We start from the raw sequence: 17,031 nt of genomic DNA, 5'->3' as shown, positions 1-17,031 counted from the left end.
CGCATCGGCCCGGAACAGCAGTCGCGCGGGCATCCCATACGTGCCACCGCACGGGCAATCCCGCCGCGCATCGTGCGGGATGCTCGCGGCGTTGCGCCCATGCGGCGTGCGGAATTGCAGTCGCGCGGGAGGTTGGCGCCGTGCCACCATCGCCGCCATGACGATTCTTCGTGAGGATGATGCCGCGTAGGTCTCCGGCGGCCGTGCGCGCCGCCCGCCCGCGCCGCGACGAGTGCGCCGCCGTCGACGGTCTCAGCGCGGCGACCGTGCGCGAGATCCGTCTCTGCGAGCGCCGCCACCTCTGGCCCGGCGCCGTGGCTCGAGCCCTGGCCGACTGGCGGCGTCTCGCCCACGGCCCGCAACGGCGGCTTCGGCCGGAGGTCTATCGGGCCGACTGCCTTTGCTGCGACGCCGTCGAACATCGGCGCATCCTCGACACCGCCCTGACTCGCCTCCCCGCCCGGGCCGCCCGCGAACTCCGGTCGCAGGTCGCCGCCCTCGACGACCTCTTCGAGCGCCGCACCCTGCCCGACCCCGCCGCCGACCCCGCCCTCCCCTGGTGGCAGCGCCGGCTCTGACCCGCCGCAGCTGGGCGGTCAGCGCGAGGCGGCGAAGGTCACCGACAGCACCGTGGCGGCGAGCATTCCGCCGAGCAGAGTCAGCCCGATGCCGCCGATGTCCAGGCGCGCGCGGAGGCGACGGTGGGCGAAGAGGGCCGCCACCGGCACGCCCGCGGACGGCGCCACCAGGAAGCCGAGCCAGCCGAGCCCCCGCAGCACCGCGTTGCCCGGCAGCGAGGAGTCGCCGACCGTCACGAGACCGGCGGCCACCAAACCCGTGAAGCCCGCCACCAGCGCGCCCAGGAACGGCAGCAGCGGCAGCGCCCAGCGGGGCAGGGAACGGCGCTCGGCCGGGCGTACGGTGATGTCGATCCGTTCCGCGGCGCGCGCCAGCAGCATGCGGGCCGACTGGCGGGGGGCCGGCACGAGCGCGCCGGAGCCCGGGGAGCGTTCCAGGGCCATCTGCGGCAGGGTTTCGACCGCGACCGGCTCGGGGACCTCGCCCAGGGCGCGGACCCGCAGGCCCGGCGCGCGGCGCAGCTGTTCCCAGAGGCGGGCGGCCTCGCGGTCGACGTCGAGGACCTGGGCGGCGGCGGCGCCGGCCCAGCGGTCGGCGGCGGCGGCGTCGCCCTCGGCGCGGGCCAGTTCGCCGGCGGCCTGGGCGGCGTTGGCCTGGTAGGCCTGGTCGGCGTCGCCCAGCTCGGCGTCGCGGCGGCGCGCCACGTCGGCGAGCGCGGACATCATCAGCTGGTAGTCGCGGTCACGTGTGGTCACTGTTCACCTCGTACGGGATGATCACTTCGGGGTTGCGGTGCACCGAGCGGTCGAAGAACAGCGCGCGGCGCCGGCGCGGGTACCAGACCGGGCCGCCCGGCTGCGGGGAGAGCGGGGTCAGCTCGGCGCCGTGCACGTCGAGGGCCACCCAGGCGCCGATCGTGTCGAGCCGCGCACCGAGGCCGCCGAGGCTGTCGCGCAGCCGTCCGACCGAGCGCCACCACCCGAGGACGTGGGTGCGCTGCTCCGGGCCGTCGGTCAACAGCGCCTTCAACCCTTCCCGGTACGCGACCCCCGCCGCATCCAGCGCGTATCCGAGCACATAGTGCGGGATCCCGTCGGGCACCGTGGCGGCGAAGAGCTCGCCGAGGTCGCTGTGCCCGTACCAGTCGGCGTGCGGAAGCTCGGCCACCAGCCGCGCCGCCGCGTGCTCGGCGCCCGGGTCGAGACAGGCGACGCTGAACCGGGCCGGCCCCTGCGCCGCGAGCGACAGTGCGGCGGCGGCGAGGATGTCGCAGGCTTCGTCCGTGCGCGTGCCCAGTACGGCCAGGTTGCGCCCCGGCATCCGGCCCAGCCGCAGCCGGGCGGGCCGGGCGGCGACGTCGATCCGCTCGCCGAGCACCGCGCCCGGCGACGAGCCGACCTGCGCCGGGTCGTGGACGGGGACAGGCCCGGCCGGCCGGTAGGCGTCGGGCAGCCGCGGCACGGCGTCGCCGTCGAAGAGCCGCGGCGGCTCGCACTCCAGGGGCCGCTGCTGCCACAACTTGCGCTGCAACGTGCGCCACGCCGCGCGGTCACCGGCGTCCGGCAGGCGCACGATCCGGTTGGCGCCCGCGACCCCCGAGTCGGCGTTGACCACGGCGTGGAAGCGGGGGATGACGGCGGCGGCCAGGTTGGTCTCGGCCAGGATGCGGCGGGCCTTGGGCAGCGCGATGCGAAGCGTGAACTGTTCGACGAGCCCGGAGCGGCCCCACAGCGCCTCGATGCCGGAGATGTCCTGGCTGGCGAGCACCAGGTGGATGCCTTGCGAGCGGCCGCGCCGGGCCAGGTCCTCGAGCAGGGCGACGGCCTCGTCGGCGACCGCGTCCCGGCCGCCGAGCAGCACCTGGAACTCGTCGATGATCGCCACGATCCGGGGCCAGTGCCCGGTGGGATCCTCGGCGCGCAGCTCGGCCAGCTTCGACGCCTCGGCGCGCTTGGCGGCCTGGGCGCGCGTGCGCAGTTCCTCGCCCAGGTGGCGCAGGAGGGCGAGCCCGAACTCGCGGTCGCCGTTCACATTGATGCCGGCCAGGCGTACCTGGGGAAGCCAGCTGGGGTCGCGCGGACCGGGAGCGAACCGCGCGAAGGACACGCCCTCCTTGAAGTCCAGCAGGTAGAGCGCGAGCTCGTCCGGGCCGTAGCGGGCGGCGAGGGAGGTGATCCACGCGTAGATCAGGTTGGTCTTGCCCGACCCGGAAGGGCCCCCGATCAGCGCGTGCGGCGGATCGTCGCCGAGCGGCACCGGCACCAGCGACCCGTCCGTGCTGTCCCCGATCGGCGCGAGCAGCCCGGCGGCTGACGACTCGGTCCACAGCCGCGCGGGCTCGAGGTCCGTGAACCGCGCGGGCGGCGGGCCCTCGCGCAGCCGCTCGGCGGTGGTCCGGCAGAAGGCGGCGATCTTCTCCGGCGGGGGCGGGGCATCCAGCCGTACGCTCATCTCGCCCGTGATGTCGCAGGTCGCGCTGCCGTTCGTGGCGGCGATCCGCTCGACCGTCGGATGAGATGGCAGCTCGAGTCCCCGGACGACGAGGTGCACCCCGCACGCCACGCCCGTCCGCACGATCCGCTCGAGTTGCTCCCGCTCCTTGAGGTCCGCCTTGTCCATGAGCAGCACCAGCACCCGCCACGGCTCGGGCCGCGGGCCGGGCGTGGCGGCCGTCAGCTCGGCCAGCGACGAGTACTCCCCGGCGAGCACGGTCTCGTTGACCCGGCAGATGTGCTCGACCAGCTCGTCGAGGGTGCCGCTGAGCCCGCCCGGCGACACGAACGACAGCAGCTTGCTCGTGGTGAGCGGCGCGAAGCCGGCGAGCGTGCCACCGAGGCGCTCCGGGTCGTACACGCTGAGGGTGACGTCGCCGGGCCGGGTGGTACCGAGCGCGCGCAGCAGCAGCCCCGAGATCACCCCGTCGGCGTCCTCCTGGTCGCCCGTGACATTGAGGTGCGCGTGGTCGAGGAAGGGCACCAGGGCGGGCAGCTTGGTCCGCTCCTCTCCGGCCTCGTAGGCGACGGTCCCGATCCGCAGCAGGCCCGGCCGGCCCACCCGCTCGGGCTCGGTCGGCGTCCAGTAGCGCCAGGACGTCCCGGCCGCCCCGGGCGCGGACAGGGCCGCCAGCGACTCGACGTTGCGGGTGAGCGTGGCGGCCTCGGACTGCGTACGGCGCAGAATGTCCTGCCGGGCGGCGTCGCGCGCCTCGGCCAGCTGGGCCAGGCAGGTCGAGTAGGCCTCCCGGATCAGCCGCTTCCGGCGTTGCGCCTCGCCACGGGCCGACTCGGCGGCGGCCAGCACGGCCCGCGCGGTGCCGCGCGCCTCGGCCAGCTCCTGCCGGACGACGGCTACCAGCGCATTGCGGTGGCTAGGCACTTGTCCCCCCGGGAGTCCAGATTGGGGGATTTTAACCACTTTGAGCTATTCGAGGCGATTAACCGGCGCGTGTCGCCGATCCGGGATACGTCAGCGGCGGCGGGCCGACGGTTGCAGCGATGGGCTGACCCAGCCGTTCTCGGCCGGGTTGATGGTCAGACCGGGCGGCACGATCGCGTCGATCCGGTCCAGCACGTCGGCGCTGAGCTCGACGTCGGCCGCGGCCAGCTGGGACTCCAGGTGATCCATCGTGCGCGGGCCGATGATCGGCGCGGTGATCGCCGGGTGGCGCAGCACGAACGCGATCGCCAGCTGGACCAGCGTCAGCCCGGCGTCATCCGCCAGGCGGGCCAGCTGCTCGGCGGCGTCCAGCTTGCGCTGATTCTCCGGCAGGGACAGGTCGAAGCGGGCCGCGAGCCGCTTCCGCGCCTCCGACATCGGGCCGTCCTGCGAGTCCTTGCGGTAGCGGCCGGAGAGCCAGCCGCCGGCCAGCGGACTGTACGGGATGACACCCAGGCCGTACCGCTGGGCGACCGGCAGCACCTCGTTCTCGATGTTGCGCACGAGGATGTTGTAGGGCGGCTGCTCGGTGACGAACCGCTCCCGCCCCCGCTTCTCCGCGACCCACTGCGCCTCGACGATCGTGGATGCCGGGTAGGTGGAGTGGCCGAAGTAGCGGATCTTGCCCGCGCGGACGAGATCGGTCAGCGCGCCCAGCGTCTCGTCCAGGTCGACCGCGGGATCCCAGCGGTGCACCTGGTAGAGGTCGATGTGGTCGGTGCCCAGCCGGCGCAGCGAGTCCTCGACCGACCGCATGATCCAGCGGCGCGAGCCACCCCGGTGGTTCGGGTCGTCGTCGAACGGCATGAAGAACTTCGTGGCCAGCACGATGTCGTCCCGCCGGCCCCGCAGCGCCTTCCCGACGATTTCCTCCGACTCCCCCTGCGAGTAGACGTCGGCGGTGTCCACGAAGTTGATCCCGGCGTCCAGCGCCCGGTGAATGATCTTGATGCTCTCGTCGTGATCCTTGGTGCCCCAGTCCCCGAACATCATCGTGCCCAGGCACAACTTGCTGACCTGCACGCCGGTACGGCCCAGCGGTCGCATCTCCATGGTCGCTCCTCTAGTCGGTGGGCCGCAGACGGATCGTGACCGCCCGCGCCTCGTCTCCGGTGACCGAGCCGACGATCGCCGGGCCGTACCGGTCGTACTTGCGGTGATAGGCCTCGTCGATGCCGACGTGCGCGCCCGGCTCCGCCCCGGCGAAGGTGACGTCCCGTTCGACGCCGCCGGCCTGGATGCGGCCGGAGCCCGACGCCTTCGCCCGGCGGAACCAGCCGTTGCCCGCCCCGTACGCGCTGCGCACGTAGAGATCGTCGCCGGCCCGCACGGCCCAGATCGTCACGTACGGGCGCAGCGACCCGTCCGGGCGATACGAGGCGATGCGCAGCTCCTCGGCCCGGCCGACCCGGCTCAGCTCGTCATCCGTCCAGGGCATCGCGGGACTCCTTCTCTCGGGCTCCCCTCCATGAAACCCGTGTACCCGCGTCCCGTGGGAGTTTCGGCTGTCCCCGGTAACGGCAGAACCCCCTCCGCGCCGGACCCTCTGTCGCGCGGGGTCGCGGCGGCGGCAGCACCGAAGCAGGGCGGTGCGATGAACGTCGCGCAAGGGCGACCGAGCGCGGACGCGGACCAGCGGGCGCCGGCGGGTGGGCGGATCCGAGCAAGCGGGCGCGGGCGAGTGGGCGGGCGAGCAGCGGCGGGCGCTTACAAGCCGACCGGCGCGGGCGGGCACGGACGAGCCGACGCGGGCGGAGCAGACGCGGGCAGTCGCGAGCAAGCAAAGCAGGCGGGCGCGGGCACAAGCGCGCGGGCGCGGCGCCGGGTCAGCTCTCGGCGGGGCGCGGAGTGATGGTCGGGCGCGGGAGCATGCTGCCCGGCTGGCGCGGCGGGCCGGCCTCGAGCCAGGACAGGAAGCCGGTCACGGTCGACTCGGCCATCGCGATCTCGATGGGCTCGCCGTGCTGGCGGCAGAGGAGGACCACCCAGTGGCCCGGCATGCTGAGGCGCTCGGGCCCCTCGGGGAGGCGGCGGCTCTCGACGGCCAGGATCTGGCGGTTGAGCACGCGCTTGGGGCGGATGCCGAAGCTGAACAAGCGGTAGAACCGCAGCTCGTCGCCCACGAACCGCCCCACGCCGGTGGACCAGCCGCGGCCCGGGACCACCGTGGTGACCCGGACCTGCAGGCGGATTCCGCCGCTGCCGCGCATCAGGAGGCGGCCCCGGAAGAAGATCAGGAAGAGGACGACGAGCAGCGCGGCGATGCAGATTCCGATGATCTCCAGAACCCGCATCGTCGCGTCAGTGGGCGTCGGGGGTGGCGGGCGTCGCGCTCTCGGCCAGGACGGTCACGCCGTTGGCGTCGATGGAGAGGAAGCCCCCGGTGACGTCATAGGTGAGCTGCTCACCGCCGCTCAGCTTGACGCGGACCTGGGAGGGCTCCTTGAGCAGGCCCAGGAGCGGCGAGTGGCCGGGCAGGACACCGAGCTCACCCTCGGTGGTGCGCGCGACGACCATCTCGGCGTCACCCGACCAGATGCGCTCCTCGACGGCGACGACCTGGACGTGCAGCTGGTTGGCCACGCTCTCTCCTTGTCAGCCCGGCGCGGGGGGCTCCGCAACCGTGGGCCAATTCTAAACGGCGCCGTGACACGCCGACGTCCCGGGTGACCGTCTTCACGGACGGCCCCGCCGGGGCCGCCCCGCCGACAACCGGCTAGCTGGCCTGGAGGAACTCGGGGTGGTCGAGCAGGAAGGTGGTGACGGTGTCCTTCTGGACAGCCGTGAAGAAGTCGTCCGCCGAGTCCGCCAGGCCCTCGCCGAGGTAGTCGTCGCCGTTGAAGACCGAGCCGCCAGGCAGCTTGATGGTGGCCATCGCGCCGGGGTCGAGGCTGTGCAGGGCCAGCGCCCACTCGACGATGTCGTGGCCGGCGCCGTCGAAGATGACCGCGTCGCCGGCCGCGCGCAGGATCGAGTCGAGCTTGACCGGGTTGCTCACGACGCCCTTGCTCAGCGCCTGCTCGGCGATGGCCCGGATGAACTGCTGCTGGTGCCGCTGCCGGTCGTAGTCGCTGTTGGGCAGGCCGTAGCGCTGGCGGACGTAGTCGAGCGCCTCCCACGCCTGCAGGTGGTAGGTGCCCTTCTTGTACGTCTTCTGCGGCCCGATGTAGGGGTGCTCGCAGCTGTTGTCGGCGCACTCGGGCCGGCGGGGGCGGGGCTTGCCGTTGGGCTGGAGGTGCTCCGACTTCACGAGCTGGTCGACCGTCATCGTGACGCCGCCCATGGCCTCGACGATCTTCTTGAAGCCGTTGAAGTTGATGATGGCGCCGGCGTCGAACTCCTTGATGCCGGTGAGCTGGCTGACCGTCTTGGCCAGCAGCTCGAAGCCCTGGGTCACGTCGTGCTTGCCGTTGCCCACGCTGCTGCCCAGCGACATGGCGGCGTTGATCTTCGACCGGCCGCCCCGGAAGCCCGTCTTCTCGAACGGCGGGATGTCGACCAGCAGGTCGCGCGGGATCGAGAAGAGCTGCGCGTCCTCCATCGACTTCGTGACGTGCACGATGATGATCGAGTCGGAGAGCGGCGGCTGGTCGTCCGTGCGCGGGTCGATGCCGACGAGCAGGAGGTTGAGCGGACCCTTGATCTCGCTGACCTTTTTCGTCGTGGCGCCCGCGGCCGTGCCGCCGAGCAGGTCGGTCGTCTCGACCGCCCCCGCGTAACGCGCCATGAGGGCCTGCCCGCCCACCAGCGCCCCGCCGCTGATCACCATGAGCACACAGCCGAAGACCGCGCACAGCCGCGCCCACAGGGGCGTCCGCCGCCACGACGTCGTTTTGCCGCTCTTCGCCACTCGCTCCCCAACCGTCGAACCCGGGATCCCCCGCGACCAAAGCGTCCATGGTGACGGAGACCGTCTGCGGGCTGCGCCAAGATTAGCCGAAACATCGAAGAACTCTTCGTGTCCGGGCGCCCGCGATACTCGTGATTAAACGGACAAAACACCAAGACGGACACGGCGAAAACTGAGCGCTACCGGACCCGCACCGACAGCACAAAGAAACGGGCCGCCCCGACCGGAGTCGGAGCGGCCCGTCACGGCACTGACGTGCGTCAGCCCTTCATGAGCTCGTGCGCGTTGCGCTCGAGGTCCTCGAGGCCACCGCACATGAAGAACGCCTGCTCGGGGAAGTGGTCGTACTCACCCTCGGCGATCTTCTTGAACGCCTCGATGGTCTCCTTGAGCGGGACCGTCGAGCCGGCGACACCGGTGAACTGCTCGGCGGCGTACGTGTTCTGCGAGAGGAAGCGCTCGATGCGGCGGGCCCGCTGCACCGTGACCTTGTCCTCCTCGGAGAGCTCGTCCATGCCGAGGATCGCGATGATGTCCTGCAGGTCCTTGTACTTCTGGAGGATCCGCTGGACCTCGCGGGCGACCGCGTAGTGCTCGGTGCCCACGTACTCCGGGGCCAGGATCCGCGAGCTGGAGGCCAGCGGGTCCACGGCGGGGTAGATGCCCTTGTCCGAGATCGACCGCTCAAGGTTGGTCGTCGCGTCCAGGTGGGCGAACGTGGTGGCCGGCGCCGGGTCGGTGTAGTCGTCGGCGGGCACGTAGATCGCCTGGAGCGAGGTGATGGCCTTGCCCCGGACGGAGGTGATGCGCTCCTGCAGCTGGCCCATCTCGTCGGCCAGGGTGGGCTGGTAACCCACGGCCGACGGCATGCGGCCGAGCAGCGTCGACACCTCGGAACCGGCCTGGGTGAACCGGAAGATGTTGTCGATGAAGAGCAGCACCTCCTGGTTCTGGACGTCCCGGAAGTACTCCGCCATGGTCAGGGCGGTCAGGGCGACGCGCAGGCGGGTGCCCGGCGGCTCGTCCATCTGGCCGAAGACCAGGGCGGTCTTGTCGAGCACGCCACCCTCGTCCATCTCGAGGATGAGGTCGTTGCCCTCGCGGGTGCGCTCACCCACGCCGGCGAACACCGACGTACCGCCGAAGTTGCGGGCCACGCGGATGATCATCTCCTGGATGAGCACCGTCTTGCCCACGCCCGCGCCGCCGAACAGGCCGATCTTGCCACCGCGCACGTACGGCGCGAGCAGGTCGATCACCTTGATGCCGGTCTCCAGCATCTCGGTCTTCGGCTCGAGGTCCGCGAAGGCCGGGGCCTTGCGGTGGATCGGCCAGCGCTCCTGGATGTCCAGGGTCGAGGCGTCGGCGTTGAGCACGTCGCCCAGGGCGTTGAACACGTGGCCCTTGGTCACGTCACCGACGGGCACCGAGATCGGCGCGCCGGTGTCGCGGACGTCGGCGCCGCGCACGAGGCCGTCGGTCGGCTGCATCGAGATGGCGCGCACCACGTTGTCGCCGAGGTGCTGCGCGACCTCGAGGGTCAGCGTCTTGGTGCCCTCGGAGAGGGTCACGTCGACGTGCAGCGCGTTGTAGATGTCGGGCATGGCGTCCCGGGGGAATTCCGCGTCGACGACCGGGCCGATGACCCGGACGACGCGGCCGGTGCCGGTCTCCGTCTTGGTGGGCTCAGCTACAGCAGTCATCACACATCACTTCCCGCTGCGGACAGCGCCTCGACGCCGCCGACGATTTCACTGATTTCCTGGGTGATCGCAGCCTGCCGCGCGGAGTTCATCTCGCGCGTGTACCGCTTGAGCAGATCGTCCGCGTTGTCCGACGCGCTCTTCATCGCCCGCCGCCGCGACGCCGACTCGCTCGCCGCCGAGTCCAGCAACGCCGCGTAGATCCGCGTGTTGAGGTACTTCGGCAGGAGCGCGTCGAGCAGCTCCTCGGCCTCGGGCTCGAACTCGTACGCCGCCCGCAGCCCCGGCTCGCGCTCGCGCTCCTCGACCTGCATCGGCGCCAGGAAGCGCGCCTCCGGGCTCTGGGTCATGAGCGACTTGAACTGGGTGCTGACGATGTGGAGCTCGTCCACGCCCTGGATGCCGTCCGGGCCGTAGCTGGTGTCGGTGTCGTCCGCGCCGGCGACGAACGCCTCCAGCAGGGACTCGCCGATCTTGCGGGCGTCCTCGAACGTCGGGCGCTCGGAGAAGCCCGTCCAGCTGGCCTCGACCGGCCGGTTGCGGAACCGGAAGTAGCCGAGACCCTTGCGGCCGACGGTGTAGAGCACCACGTCCTTGCCGTCCGCGCGGAGCCGGGCCATGAGCTGCTCGGCGGTGCGGATGGCGTTGGCGTTGTAGGCGCCGGCCAGGCCTCGGTCGCTGGTGATCAGCAGGACACCCGCCCGCCGCACCCGCTCACGCGGCTGCAGCAGGGGGTTGTCCACCGACGCGTTGGACGCGAGCGCGGTCAGCACCTGCGTGATCGCCTCCGCGTAGGGCTTGGAGGCGGCGACCCGCTCCTGCGCCTTCGCGATGCGGCTGGTGGCGACGAGCTCCTGGGCCTTGGCGATCTTCTTGGTCGACTTGACGGTGCGGATGCGCCGCCGGAGGGCCTGTACCTGACCGGCCATGGATCAGCGCTCTTCCGAGCCGGACCGGACCTCGCGGGTCACGGTCTCACGCGGCTGGTCGCCCTCGAGCGGCTCGGCCGGGGCCTCGTTGACGTTGCCGCCGTCGGCGCCCGACGTGAACTGCCCCTTGAACTCGGCCACGGCGGCCTTGAGCAGGTCGACCGTCTCGTCGGAGAGCTTGCCACCGGCGGAGATCGTCGCGAAGGCGTCGCTGCGGTTGCGCTTGAACCAGTCGAGGAACTCGCCCTCGAACCGGCGCACGTCACCGACGGCGACGTCGTCGAGCTGGCCGGTGGTGCCGGCCCAGATGACGACGATCTGCTCGCCCGAGCTCAGCGGCGAGTACTGCGGCTGCTTGAGCAGCTCGACCAGGCGGACGCCCTTCTCGAGCTGGGCCCGCGACGCCCGGTCCAGGTCGGAGGCGAAGGCCGAGAAGGCCTCCAGCTCACGGAACTGGGCGAGGTCGAGGCGCAGGCGGCCGGACACCTGGCGCATGCCGCCGACCTGCGCCGAACCGCCGACGCGGGACACCGAGGTACCGACGTTGATGGCCGGGCGCACACCCGAGGCAAACAGGTCGCCCTCGAGGAAGATCTGACCGTCGGTGATCGAGATGACGTTGGTCGGGATGTAGGCCGAGATGTCGCCGGCCTTGGTCTCGATGATCGGCAGGCCGGTCATCGAGCCGCCACCCAGCTCGTCGGAGAGCTTGGCGCAGCGCTCCAGCAGGCGGGAGTGCAGGTAGAAGACGTCACCCGGGTACGCCTCACGGCCCGGCGGGCGGCGCAGCAGCAGCGACACGGCGCGGTAGGCCTCGGCCTGCTTCGTCAGGTCGTCGAAGACGATCAGGACGTGCTTGCCGTTGTACATCCAGTGCTGACCGATCGAGGAACCGGTGTAGGGCGCGATGTACTTGAAGCCGGCCGGGTCGGACGCCGGGGAGGCCACGATGGTCGTGTACTCCAGCGCGCCCTGCTCCTCGAGCGTGCCGCGGATGCTGGCGATCGTGGAGGCCTTCTGGCCGATCGCCACGTAGATGCAGCGGACCTGCTTGTCCGGGTCGCCGGACTCCCAGTTCGCCTTCTGGTTGATGATGGTGTCCAGCGCGACCGTCGACTTGCCGGTCTTGCGGTCACCGATGATCAGCTGGCGCTGGCCGCGGCCGATCGGGGTCATGGCGTCGATCGCCTTGATGCCCGTCTGCAGCGGCTGCTTCACCGGCTGGCGCGCCATGACGTTGGGCGCCTGCAGCTCCAGCTCGCGGAAGCCCTCGTTGGCGATCTCGCCACGGTCGTCGAGCGGGTTGCCCAGCGCGTCGACCACGCGGCCCAGGTAGGCGTCGCCGACCGGGACGGAGAGGACGCGGCCGGTCCGCTTGACCTGCTGGCCCTCCTCGATGCCGGTGAAGTCACCCAGGACCACGACGCCGATCTCCCGGACGTCGAGGTTCAGCGCCACACCGAGGGTGCCGTCCGCGAACTCGAGGAGCTCGTTCGCCTGGGTCGAGGGAAGACCCTCGACGTGCGCGATGCCGTCGCCCGCATCGGAGACGATGCCGACCTCCTCACGGGAGACCTCGGGCGTGTAGGACGAGACGTAGCGCTCTAGCGCCCCCCGGATCTCGTCCGAGGAGATGGTCAGCTCGGCCATCCTCTGCCTTCTCTAGTCGGCTCGGGGCGGTCGCCGCGCCCGAGGGCTTTCGGTGGCGTCGCCGCCGCCGAGGGGAAGTGTCTTATTGGGCGAACGCCTGCCGGGCCGCGTTGAGCCGCCGCAGGATCGTGCCGTCGTAGAGGTCGGAGCCGACCCGGACGCTGACGCCACCGATGATGGCGGGGTCCACGTCGACCTTGAGCGAGACCTGCCGGCCGTAGATCTCAGCGAGCTTGGCGGCGAGCCGCTGCTCCTCCGCGTCGTCGAGCAGCTTGGCCACCGTCACATAGGCGACCTCGCGGTCACGCTTGGCGGCGGTCAGCTCCACGAGCTTGGTGAGCGAGCTGTCGAAGCCCCGGCCGCCGAAGCCCTCGAGAGCGATCTTGACCAGCTGGACCGTGGCGGCCGTCGACTTGCCCTTGAGCAGGTCCTCGACCAGCTTAGCGCGACGGTCGGCCGGAGCCGCCGGGTCACTGAGCGTGACGGCGAGCTGCGGGTTGCCCGAGACGACCTGCCCGAAGCGGAACAGCTCGTCCTCGAGCTCGGCCAGCTTGCCGTCGCGGTCCGCGGCGGCGAGCACCGTGTCCACGCCCAGCCGCTCAGTGGCGTCCAGCAGCTCGCCCGGCGCCGAGAACCGGCCCGCGACGAGCGTGGCCACGGCGTCCACCGTGATCACGCTGAGCTTGCCGGAGACCAGCGACCGGAAGAGCCCGGACCGCTCCGCGCCGGAGCGGGAGGAGTCGGTCAGCGCGCGCCGCAGCCGCGGCTCGCCGCGCAGCAGCCGGGCCACCGACAGGATCTCGTCGGCGACGGTGGCGAGCTGCGCGGCCGTGACCGACCGCGTGTCCGCGGTCAGCTTCTCCGCGGCCGCGGCGTAGGACTCCCGGTTGACGGTCGCCATCAGCGCCCGCCCGTGCCGGCGCCGAGCTCGTTGATGAACCGGTCCACGGTGCCCCGGTTGCGGGCCTCGTCGGCGAGGGACTCCCCGACGATCTTCGACGCCAGGTCCACCGCGAGCGTGCCGACCTCGGAGCGCAGCTCCCGGACGATGCTCTCGCGCTGGGTCGCGAGCTGCTCGCGACCGGCGTTGATGATGCGGTCCGACTCCTCGCGGGCCTTGGCCAGGACGTCCGAACGGATGCCCTCGGCGTCGGCGCGCGCCTCGTCACGGATGCGGGCGGCCTCGGTGCGAGCCTCGGCCAGCTGCGCGCGGTACTGCTCGAGCAGCTCGTTGGCCTCGGCCTGAGCGGCCTCGGCCCGCTTGATCCCGCCCTCGATCGCGTCCACGCGAGCGCGGAACGTCTTCTCCATCTGCGGGAAGACGAACTTCATGAGCACGAAGCACAGCAGCGCGAACGCCACGGTGCCGACCACGATCTCCTGCCAGATCGGGATGATCGGGTTGTGCGTGCTCTCTTCGCCGGCCTCGGCGGCCAGCAGCGTCAGAGAGTTGAGCATGAGCACCTCCTAGCGAGGGAAGGGCTTAGAGGTTGCCCTGCCAGATGAAGCCGAAGGCGATGCCCAGCAGCGCGAGCGCCTCGATGACGGCGAAGCCGATCCAGACGTACGGGAGGGTCAGGCGCGACGACTCGGGCTGACGGGCGGTCGACTGGATGTAGGCCGAGAAGACCAGGCCCACGCCGATGCCGGGGCCGATCGCGGCAAGGCCGTAACCGATGGCGGCGGTGCTGCCCTCAACGGCGGCGACGATGTCCATTACAGATTCCTCCTGAGATCTCGCGTGAGGTTCACGCGGGACGACAACGGGTGTTACCAGACAGCTCGGGAACTCAGTGCTCGTCGGCGAGCGCGCCCTGGACGTAGCTCGCGGTCAGAACCGTGAACACGTAGGCCTGCAGGCAGATGACCAGGAACTCGAGGAAGGTCAGCGCGATCGTCATGATCCACGAGACCACCGACACCGGCGCCAGCCAGGCGTTCGCGTTGATCATCGCGAAGCCGCCCAGCGTGAACACCAGCAGCAGCATGTGGCCGGCGAACATGTTGGCGAAGAGTCGGACCGCCAGCGAGAAGGGCCGCACCAGGAAGTTCGAGAAGAACTCGATCGGGATCAGCAGCGGCAGGATGAACCACGGCGCCGGCGGGATCAGGGCGTTCTTGAAGTACTTGAAGAAGCCGTGGTGCCGGATGCCGACCGCGATGAACATGACATAGCTGATCACCGCGAGGATCGCCGGGAACGCGATGTGCGAGTTCGGCGAGATCTGGATCAGCGGCACGATGCCGAAGAAGTTGTTGACCAGGACGAACGCGAACAACGTCGTCAGGTAGGGCGCGAAGGCGACGCCACGCGGCCCGATCATCTCGACCGCGATGTTGTTGCGCACGAAGCCGTACGCGCTCTCGGCCAGCCACTGCTTCTTGGTCGGAACCAGCTGCGGCTTCCGGTAGGAGACGAGGAAGAAGATGATGATGATCGCCGCCGCCACCCAGACCAGCGCGGTGACCTTGGTGAACCAGTACGAGTCGTGCGCGTTCCACGGCAGGATGCTGGGCAGGTAGAAGTCCTCGACGCTGGGCGGGAACTCCGCTGCGAGGACCGTCGACGAACCAGTCACCGTAGCCCTTTCCTGTCAGGCGCCGAGCCGGCGCACGATGAGGTAGACGCCACCGGCCATACCGAGGACGGCGCCGATGCCGGCGAAGATGCCCCTGGTACCAACCCAGTGGTCGACCAGCCAGCCGATCCCGCCCCAGACCAACATGCCCGAAATGAGGTAGGCGACTGCCGTCATCCCCATGCCCGTGTCGGGCGGAGCTGGATCGTCGTCACCGTGGGAATCGTGGGGAGGTTTCTGACCGGCCATGACGGCAAGAAAGATATCAGTCGGAAACACGAAGCTAAGCGGGACCCCCCGCACAACCGCAGTTGTCCAGGCGTCAGGGGTCTCGCAACTGAAGAGACACCGTACTCCCCCTCCGCATTAACCGGACACCATTGCCGGGTTGCCGTCACCGATTCGGGGACGAAGCACCTCGAAAGGTGCGCTGGTCAGGGGGAACGCCGGTGGCCAAGATCACTGACGGCGCGTCGTGCGCGCCACCCACCAGATCTGCACGGCGGTCCAGCCCGTCACGCCCGCCACGACTCCCAGGCCGAGCGAGGTCCGGCCGGCCCACTCCGAGGAGACCACAAAAGCCAGGATGACGCCGAGCAACGAGTACTTCACCACGTAAGTGAGGATGCCCAGCGGCATCAGCAGCGCCGGGCGCACGGTGTCGGCCCAGGCCAGCACGAGCGTCGACATCGTATAGCTGACCGTCACGATGAGCACGCCCGCCGCGGCGCCCAGCGCGGCGTCGGGCCCCGAGACGAAGAAGCCGACCGAGGCGGCGCACATCATCAGCGCGAACGAGAAGGCGCTCAGCAGCGGAAGATGCTCGACCCTCCAGCGCGGGTCGGCCGGGAGCGGCGGGAGGTCGGGCAGGGGCCCGTCATCTTCGTCCTTGCGCAGGAACTCGTCGGGGACAGGTGGATACCCGGCACGCGGATCGGTGCTCACAGCGAGCCTTTCCTAGGGGCCACCGAGCGTACCCGCCAGCGCCCCGGACTCCTCCGTCGCGTACGCCGGGAACCGCCCCGACAGCGACGTGACCGCCGCCGACACCGGCTCCCCGCGCACCGCCGCCGCGATGAGCCCGGCGACTTCCCGCATCTCCCCCTCGCGCATCCCCTGCGTCGTCACCGCGGGCGTCCCCACCCGGATCCCGGACGCGACGGCCGGCGGCGACGGGTCGTACGGCACCGCGTTCTTGGTCAGCTCGATCCCGGCCCGCGCGCACCGCTGCTCGGCCTCCCGGCCGCTGACGCCGAGGTCGCGCAGGTCGGCGAGGACGAGATGGGTGTCGGTCCCGCCGGTCACCGGGCGCATGCCCTCGGCGGCGAGCCCGGCCGCGAGCGCCCGGCTGTTCCGGACGACCTGGTGGGCGTACCCCTGGAAAGCGGGGGTCGAGGCCTCCAGCAGGGCCACCGCCTTGGCCGCGACGACGTGCATCATCGGACCGCCCTGGGTGAAGGGGAAGACCGCCTTGTCGATGCGCGCGGCCAGCTCGGCGCGGCAGAGGATCAGGCCACCCCGCGGCCCGCGCAAGGTCTTGTGGGTGGTCAGGGTCACCACGTCCGCGTACGCCACCGGCGACGGCACCGCGCGCCCGGCGACCAGCCCGCCGAAGTGCGCCGCGTCGACCATCAGGTACGCGCCCACCTCGTCGGCCACGTCCCGGAACGCCTGGTAGTCGATGAGCCGCGGATACGCCGTCGCCCCGCACACGATGAGGCTCGGCCTGTGCGCGAGGGCGAGGTCACGCACCTCGTCGTAGTCGATCAGCTCGGTGTCCGGGCGCACCCGGTAGCCGACCGTCGGGAACCACTTGCCGGAGAAGTTGGCCTTGCTGCCGTGCGTCAGGTGCCCCCCGTGCGGCAGGTCCATCGCCAGCACGGTGTCGCCGGGCTGCACGAGCGCGGCGTAGGCGGCCATGTTCGCCGCGGAGCCGGAGTGCGGCTGCACGTTGGCGTGGGCCGCCCCGAAGACGTCCTGGGCCCGCCGGATCGCCAGGTCCTCGGCCCGGTCGACCCACGAGCAGCCGCCGTAGTACCGCGCGCCCGGGTAGCCCTCGGCGTATTTGTTGGTGAGCGTCGACCCGAGCGCGGCGAGCACGGCGGGCGACGTGAAATTCTCGCTGGCGATCAGCTGCAGCCCGGCGTTCTGCCGGTCCCGCTCGCCCAGCACCACCTCGGCGATCTCCGGATCCTCGCGGCGCAGCGCGGCGAAGTCCGGACCCCAGACCGTGTCCATCGCACTCCTCAAAGGCCGGCGTTGCCGCTGGTGAGAAGCATATGTCCCGCCTGCCCGGGCACAGTGGG

Annotated in this window: 18 protein-coding genes; 1 reads left to right on the top strand and 17 read right to left on the bottom strand. The window is 71.1% G+C overall.

What is annotated here, in order from left to right:
- Positions 1 to 179: 179 nt before the first annotated feature.
- Positions 180 to 578, top strand: coding sequence for a hypothetical protein (locus RAN62_RS37170; protein ID WP_305789558.1), 399 nt, complete (start codon positions 180 to 182; stop codon positions 576 to 578).
- A gap of 18 nt (positions 579 to 596) precedes the next feature.
- Here RAN62_RS37170 and RAN62_RS37165 read toward each other — a convergent pair whose 3' ends face one another.
- From RAN62_RS37165 to glyA, 17 genes are all read right to left on the bottom strand, one after another.
- On the bottom strand, positions 597 to 1,334 hold the full coding sequence (locus RAN62_RS37165; protein WP_305789557.1) for a hypothetical protein: 738 nt from the start codon (positions 1,332 to 1,334) through the stop codon (positions 597 to 599).
- Positions 1,321 to 3,954, bottom strand: coding sequence for an FtsK/SpoIIIE domain-containing protein (locus RAN62_RS37160; RefSeq protein WP_305789556.1), 2,634 nt, complete (start codon positions 3,952 to 3,954; stop codon positions 1,321 to 1,323). The genes RAN62_RS37165 and RAN62_RS37160 overlap by 14 nt, the downstream gene beginning before the upstream one ends.
- A 90-nt stretch (positions 3,955 to 4,044) precedes the next feature.
- Positions 4,045 to 5,067, bottom strand: a complete 1,023-nt coding sequence (locus tag RAN62_RS37155) for an aldo/keto reductase (protein ID WP_305789555.1) — start codon at positions 5,065 to 5,067, stop codon at positions 4,045 to 4,047.
- Positions 5,068 to 5,077: 10 nt separating this feature from the next.
- Positions 5,078 to 5,452, bottom strand: coding sequence for a DUF2255 family protein (locus tag RAN62_RS37150; protein WP_305789554.1), 375 nt, complete (start codon positions 5,450 to 5,452; stop codon positions 5,078 to 5,080).
- A gap of 388 nt (positions 5,453 to 5,840) precedes the next feature.
- The gene (locus RAN62_RS37145) at positions 5,841 to 6,308 is read right to left on the bottom strand and encodes a DUF2550 domain-containing protein (protein ID WP_305789553.1); all 468 of its coding nucleotides are present in this window, start codon (positions 6,306 to 6,308) and stop codon (positions 5,841 to 5,843) included.
- A gap of 7 nt (positions 6,309 to 6,315) precedes the next feature.
- A complete protein-coding gene (locus RAN62_RS37140; protein WP_305789552.1) occupies positions 6,316 to 6,597 on the bottom strand; it encodes a F0F1 ATP synthase subunit epsilon in 282 nt (93 codons plus the stop codon).
- Between the two features lie 133 nt (positions 6,598 to 6,730).
- Positions 6,731 to 7,864 (bottom strand): LCP family protein, encoded by a 1,134-nt coding sequence (locus RAN62_RS37135; RefSeq protein WP_438874597.1) that lies wholly within the window; start codon positions 7,862 to 7,864, stop codon positions 6,731 to 6,733.
- Between the two features lie 260 nt (positions 7,865 to 8,124).
- Positions 8,125 to 9,567 (bottom strand): F0F1 ATP synthase subunit beta, encoded by a 1,443-nt coding sequence (atpD, locus tag RAN62_RS37130; protein ID WP_438874596.1) that lies wholly within the window; start codon positions 9,565 to 9,567, stop codon positions 8,125 to 8,127.
- Positions 9,567 to 10,496 (bottom strand): F0F1 ATP synthase subunit gamma, encoded by a 930-nt coding sequence (locus tag RAN62_RS37125; RefSeq protein ID WP_305789550.1) that lies wholly within the window; start codon positions 10,494 to 10,496, stop codon positions 9,567 to 9,569. Before RAN62_RS37125 ends, atpD begins: the two co-directional genes overlap by 1 nt.
- Before the next feature lie 3 nt (positions 10,497 to 10,499).
- Positions 10,500 to 12,146: a F0F1 ATP synthase subunit alpha gene (atpA, locus tag RAN62_RS37120; RefSeq protein ID WP_305789549.1), complete on the bottom strand. Its 1,647-nt coding sequence runs from the start codon at positions 12,144 to 12,146 to the stop codon at positions 10,500 to 10,502.
- A gap of 82 nt (positions 12,147 to 12,228) precedes the next feature.
- Positions 12,229 to 13,050 (bottom strand): F0F1 ATP synthase subunit delta, encoded by an 822-nt coding sequence (locus RAN62_RS37115; RefSeq protein ID WP_305789563.1) that lies wholly within the window; start codon positions 13,048 to 13,050, stop codon positions 12,229 to 12,231.
- Positions 13,047 to 13,592 carry a F0F1 ATP synthase subunit B gene (locus tag RAN62_RS37110; protein ID WP_305789562.1) on the bottom strand — a complete coding sequence of 182 codons (546 nt, stop codon included), beginning with the start codon at positions 13,590 to 13,592 and terminating at the stop codon, positions 13,047 to 13,049. The genes RAN62_RS37115 and RAN62_RS37110 overlap by 4 nt, the downstream gene beginning before the upstream one ends.
- Positions 13,593 to 13,629: 37 nt before the next feature.
- Positions 13,630 to 13,863 (bottom strand): ATP synthase F0 subunit C, encoded by a 234-nt coding sequence (locus tag RAN62_RS37105; protein ID WP_305789548.1) that lies wholly within the window; start codon positions 13,861 to 13,863, stop codon positions 13,630 to 13,632.
- A 73-nt stretch (positions 13,864 to 13,936) separates the two neighbouring features.
- Positions 13,937 to 14,725: a F0F1 ATP synthase subunit A gene (gene atpB, locus RAN62_RS37100; RefSeq protein WP_305789547.1), complete on the bottom strand. Its 789-nt coding sequence runs from the start codon at positions 14,723 to 14,725 to the stop codon at positions 13,937 to 13,939.
- Positions 14,726 to 14,740: 15 nt separating this feature from the next.
- Positions 14,741 to 14,974, bottom strand: a complete 234-nt coding sequence (locus RAN62_RS37095; protein WP_306203851.1) for an AtpZ/AtpI family protein — start codon at positions 14,972 to 14,974, stop codon at positions 14,741 to 14,743.
- 210 nt (positions 14,975 to 15,184) lie between these two features.
- Positions 15,185 to 15,670, bottom strand: a complete 486-nt coding sequence (locus tag RAN62_RS37090) for a hypothetical protein (protein ID WP_305789545.1) — start codon at positions 15,668 to 15,670, stop codon at positions 15,185 to 15,187.
- Between the two features lie 12 nt (positions 15,671 to 15,682).
- Positions 15,683 to 16,963 carry a serine hydroxymethyltransferase gene (gene glyA / locus RAN62_RS37085; RefSeq protein ID WP_305789544.1) on the bottom strand — a complete coding sequence of 427 codons (1,281 nt, stop codon included), beginning with the start codon at positions 16,961 to 16,963 and terminating at the stop codon, positions 15,683 to 15,685.
- Positions 16,964 to 17,031 lie beyond the last annotated feature (68 nt).

This window comes from Symbioplanes lichenis, assembly GCF_030709675.1.
GTDB lineage: Bacteria > Actinomycetota > Actinomycetes > Mycobacteriales > Micromonosporaceae > Actinoplanes > Actinoplanes lichenis.
The sequence above is the reverse complement of the archived record's forward strand: the minus strand, read 5'-3'. Positions and strand labels throughout refer to the sequence as shown.

Excerpts from the sequence above, each read along its gene's own strand:
- RAN62_RS37105 (WP_305789548.1), bottom strand. The coding sequence starts at position 13,863 with ATGGACATCGTCGCCGCCGTTGAGGGCAGCACCGCCGCCATCGGTTAC.
- atpA (WP_305789549.1), bottom strand. The coding sequence starts at position 12,146 with ATGGCCGAGCTGACCATCTCCTCGGACGAGATCCGGGGGGCGCTAGAG.
- RAN62_RS37095 (WP_306203851.1), bottom strand. The coding sequence starts at position 14,974 with ATGGCCGGTCAGAAACCTCCCCACGATTCCCACGGTGACGACGATCCA.
- RAN62_RS37145 (WP_305789553.1), bottom strand. The coding sequence starts at position 6,308 with ATGCGGGTTCTGGAGATCATCGGAATCTGCATCGCCGCGCTGCTCGTC.
- RAN62_RS37150 (WP_305789554.1), bottom strand. The coding sequence starts at position 5,452 with ATGCCCTGGACGGATGACGAGCTGAGCCGGGTCGGCCGGGCCGAGGAG.
- atpD (WP_438874596.1), bottom strand. The coding sequence starts at position 9,567 with ATGACTGCTGTAGCTGAGCCCACCAAGACGGAGACCGGCACCGGCCGC.
- RAN62_RS37170 (WP_305789558.1), top strand. The coding sequence starts at position 180 with ATGCCGCGTAGGTCTCCGGCGGCCGTGCGCGCCGCCCGCCCGCGCCGC.
- RAN62_RS37155 (WP_305789555.1), bottom strand. The coding sequence starts at position 5,067 with ATGGAGATGCGACCGCTGGGCCGTACCGGCGTGCAGGTCAGCAAGTTG.
- glyA (WP_305789544.1), bottom strand. The coding sequence starts at position 16,963 with ATGGACACGGTCTGGGGTCCGGACTTCGCCGCGCTGCGCCGCGAGGAT.
- RAN62_RS37125 (WP_305789550.1), bottom strand. The coding sequence starts at position 10,496 with ATGGCCGGTCAGGTACAGGCCCTCCGGCGGCGCATCCGCACCGTCAAG.